The sequence below is a fragment of the Psychrobacter proteolyticus genome (genome assembly GCF_038155145.1).
GTDB lineage: Bacteria > Pseudomonadota > Gammaproteobacteria > Pseudomonadales > Moraxellaceae > Psychrobacter > Psychrobacter proteolyticus_B.
This window is the reverse complement of sequence record NZ_JBAKAY010000224.1, coordinates 1-211: the sequence shown is the minus strand read 5'-3', so window position 1 is coordinate 211 and position 211 is coordinate 1. Positions and strand designations below refer to the sequence as shown.

Below are 211 nucleotides of genomic sequence, written 5' to 3'. Positions count from 1 at the left end.
GTTACGGTATTGGCTGATACAGCCATGCGTGCACACAATCTTGACGAAAGCTAAATTGTCGAAGCACGTAAAAAAGCTGAGCAAAGGCTAGTTAACCAGTCTGATACACTACTAACCAATGCGGCTTTGGCCTCACTTGCAGAGTCAGTAGGACAATTACAGTCTATTCGTAAGTACAAAAAACGCGCGTATTTTATTACTGATAGATCTT

Annotated in this window: 1 pseudogene; it reads left to right on the top strand. The window is 41.7% G+C overall.

Going from position 1 to position 211, the window contains the following annotated elements:
- Positions 1-211 (top strand): annotated as a pseudogene (locus tag V6252_RS13620) (F0F1 ATP synthase subunit epsilon); the annotation flags it as partial.